This window comes from Streptomyces sp. NPDC104309, from assembly GCF_055584025.1.
In genome coordinates, this window is sequence record NZ_JBVJMV010000121.1 from 1 (window position 1) to 3,272 (window position 3,272).

The 3,272-nt window shown below is 69.2% G+C and carries 3 protein-coding genes; 1 reads left to right on the plus strand and 2 read right to left on the minus strand.

The window, feature by feature from the left end; all coding sequences use genetic code 11:
- Positions 1-36 precede the first annotated feature (36 nt).
- Positions 37-1,206, minus strand: coding sequence for an IS630 family transposase (locus tag ACZ68L_RS46655; protein WP_469590972.1), 1,170 nt, complete (start codon positions 1,204-1,206; stop codon positions 37-39).
- A 51-nt stretch (positions 1,207-1,257) separates the two neighbouring features.
- A complete protein-coding gene (locus ACZ68L_RS46660) occupies positions 1,258-2,166 on the minus strand; it encodes an aldo/keto reductase (protein WP_469590974.1) in 909 nt (302 codons plus the stop codon).
- 85 nt (positions 2,167-2,251) lie between these two features.
- On the opposite strand from ACZ68L_RS46660, the gene ACZ68L_RS46665 reads away from it, so the two are divergent.
- Positions 2,252-3,229 (plus strand): ArsR/SmtB family transcription factor, encoded by a 978-nt coding sequence (locus tag ACZ68L_RS46665; protein WP_469590976.1) that lies wholly within the window; start codon positions 2,252-2,254, stop codon positions 3,227-3,229.
- Positions 3,230-3,272 lie beyond the last annotated feature (43 nt).

Sequence of the window (3,272 nt, forward strand, 5' to 3'; positions counted from 1 at the left end):
CTAAGTGGTCGGCTCCGGAAGTCCTTCGGGGGTTGATCACGCTGCCAGGGCGATGGAGGATTCTTGGTGTCGGTCGGCGGATGTGTGTCGGTCGAGCCGGGCCAGCAGATCGTCCAGGTCGGAGGTGGTGAACCTCCACTGGAACGGCTGTGCCGCGGCGTTGTAGCGGTCTTCGAATGCTCGGAGCCGGTCCCGGACCTGGGTCAGGTCCGTGAAGTCGTTGGGTGAGACGACCTTGCGCTGGACGATCGAGAAGTAGATCTCGATCTGGTTGGTCCAGGAGGCGTGGACAGGGGTGTGGACCATGACCGCGTTCGGAAACGCCTTGGTCAGACGGTCGATGGCCTTCTTCCCCCGATGGGAGGAGCCGTTGTCGACGATCCAGAAGACGCGTCTGGCGCTGGCATAGGGCTCCTGTGTCATGACCTGTTCGACCAGGGCCATGAACGGCACGATGCCGGTGCTGGTCTCGCAGCGGCCGAAGACTTTCGCCTGGTGGACGTCGTAGGCGGCCAGGTAGGCCACGGCACCGCCGCGTCCGTACTCGTGGTTGACGCGCATCGCCCTGGCCTGGCCCGGGGCCAGGGTCGGGTGGCAGCGGCAGCGGGCCTGAATCGAGGTCTTCTCGTCGCTGGAGACCACGTACTCGTCCGCGCGGAGGGGTTTGCCTTCGTATGTTCGGGCGTACAGGTCAAGGACGCGCTGGGCCTTGGCGCGGAAGTCCGGGTCCCGGATGAAGATCCAGGACCGGTACTGCCAGGGCTTGAGCACGTCCTGACGCAGCCAGCGGCGCACGGTGGACGCTGAGACGCTATCGGTGACGCCGCGCGCGGTCAGCTCTGCCGCCAGCTCCGGGCACGACCAGCGCGACAGCGACACCCCGGTCTCGGCCGGGAGCTGACAGGCCAGGGCCTTGGCCTCGGCGACCTGCACGGCGGTGAAGCGGGCCGGGCGCCCGCTGCGCTTGCGGTCGGCCAGGGCCGGCAAACCGCCGTCGGCGAACCGGCCCCGCCAGGTGCGCACCGTGTCCACGTGCACTCCCACCTCGACAGCGATCCGCGCATTGGACCTGCCCCGAGTCGCCAGGAGCACGATCCGTGACCGGACCCTGACCTGGTGCGGAGTCTTGTGACCGTAGGCCGCCTTCTTCAACCGTTGCCGCTCGGCGGCAGTCAGGACTATGGGGCGAGCGGCAGGAACAGGCAAGGCAGACAGGCCGATCAGCAGAAGTGGATCACAGCGCCATGGGGGTCTTGCTCATGCCGTCTCGTGGTGGAGGGGGTCCAGGCCGGTGAGTTCGTCCTCGGACAAGCGCAGAGCGCCAGCGGCGACGTTCTGGGCGAGGTGGTCAAGGTCGCCGGTGCCGGGGATGGCCAGGACGTGGGAGCCCTGGTGCAGGGTCCACGCCAGCCGGATCTGGGCTGCGCTCACGCCGCGGGCGCGGGCGATGGTGTGCACCTCCCTGCTGTGGTCGGTGGTCGCGCCAGCGGTGCGTCCGGTGCCAGCGATCGAGTAGAACGGCACGAACGCGATGCTTTGCTCATCGCAGAGGCGCAGGAACTCCTTCTGCTCGGGCGATGCGCCGATGCCGTACATGTTCTGGACGCAGACCACCGGCGCGATGGCCTGGGCCTCGGCGAGGTGGTGGGGGCGGACGTTGGACAGGCCCAGGTGCCGGACGAGTCCGGCCGCGCGCAGTTCGGCGAGCGCGCCGAAGCGTTCGGCGATGGAGTCGGTGCCGACGATGCGCAGGTTCACCACGTCGAGGTGGTCGCGGCCGAGTTGGCGCAGGTTCTCCTCGACCTGGCCGCGTAGTTGCTCGGGGGTGGCGTGCGGCAGCCACTGGCCCGAGGGTTCGCGGCCCGGTCCGACCTTGGTGGTGATGACGAGGTCGTCCGGGTAGGGGGCCAGTGCCTGGTTGATCAGCTCGTTGGCCGAGCGCAGCCGGGAGAAGTAGAACGCGGCGGTGTCTATATGGTTCACGCCCAGGATGAGTGCGCGGCGCAGCACGCTGATCGCCTGGTCGCGGTCACGTGGGACGGCATCGGCCGCGAATACCTCGCCGTGCTGTGTCAGGCGCATCGCGCCGAAGCCGACCCGGTTGACGGTGCGGTCGCCGAGCGTCCAGGTGCCGGATGCCGCTGCGGCGGTCGTCTGTGAGGTCATGGCGCGATGATGTCCGCACGGTGGGCTGGCCTGCCATTGATTCACACATGCCCGAATCCAATGAGGAGTGGTCGTCTTGGCAGAGCTGGCGTTCTCGGCGAGGGATCTGGCGCAGGTGCGGTTCGCCGTCTCACCGATGTGGGAGGTCGCGCCCAGTTTCCGGCTGCTGATGTCCGGCACCGCGCATCCGGTCCACCGGCCCTGGGCCGACCAGGTACGGCCGCGCCTGACGGCCGCCGGGCTGGACCGGGGCTGGCTGTCCGAGCTGATCCCGCCCACCGGCTACGTCCCCGACTTCCTCAACCCTGCCCCAGCCGGGCCGGCCCACACGCCCCAGGAAGAGCGGGACGCGATCCGGGCCTCGCCCGCCGACCGGGTACGCCAGGACCTCGACCACCTGGCCCGCCACCAGGGGAACCCCGGCCCCCGACTGCGGACCCTGCACGCCGACCCGCCAGGCCGCCTCGCCAAGGTCACAGAAGAGATCGAAACATACTGGGAGCTGGCACTCGCCCCCTACTGGGCACGAATCCGGGCAGTACTGGAAGCGGACATCCTCTACCGGGCCCGCATGGCCGCCGAGCACGGCACCGGCCACCTCCTCAACGACCTGCACACGTCGGTGAGCTGGGACGACAACGCGCTGCGAATGACCCGCCGAAAGCAGCCGCTGACCCGCACGACGGCAGGCACGGGACTGCTGCTGATCCCCTCGGCCTTCACCGGCCCGGGACTGCGCACCCGAACGACGCTGCCGGATCCACCACAACTCGTCTATCCGGCGCGCGGTGTCGGCTTGCTCTGGCAGGCGCGGCCCGCTACCCGGACCGACACCCTCGCCGCAGTACTCGGCCGCTCGCGGGCCCTGCTGCTGACCGAATTGGAGACCCCGGCGTCCACCACACAGTTGGCCCACCGCACCGGGCTCTCCACCGCCGGGGTATCCCAACATCTGACCGCACTACGCAACGCGGGCCTGGTCAGTGCCCACCGGGCCGGCCGCTCCGTCCTCTACGCCCGCACCGCCGCAGCCGAAACGCTCCTCGACGCCGCCTGTGCCTGACACTGAGTCAACCCCCGAAGGATTTCCGGAGCCGACCACTAAG

Coding starts and splice junctions, on each gene's coding strand:
- ACZ68L_RS46660 (WP_469590974.1), bottom strand. CDS start 2,166: ATGACCTCACAGACGACCGCCGCAGCGGCATCCGGCACCTGGACGCTC.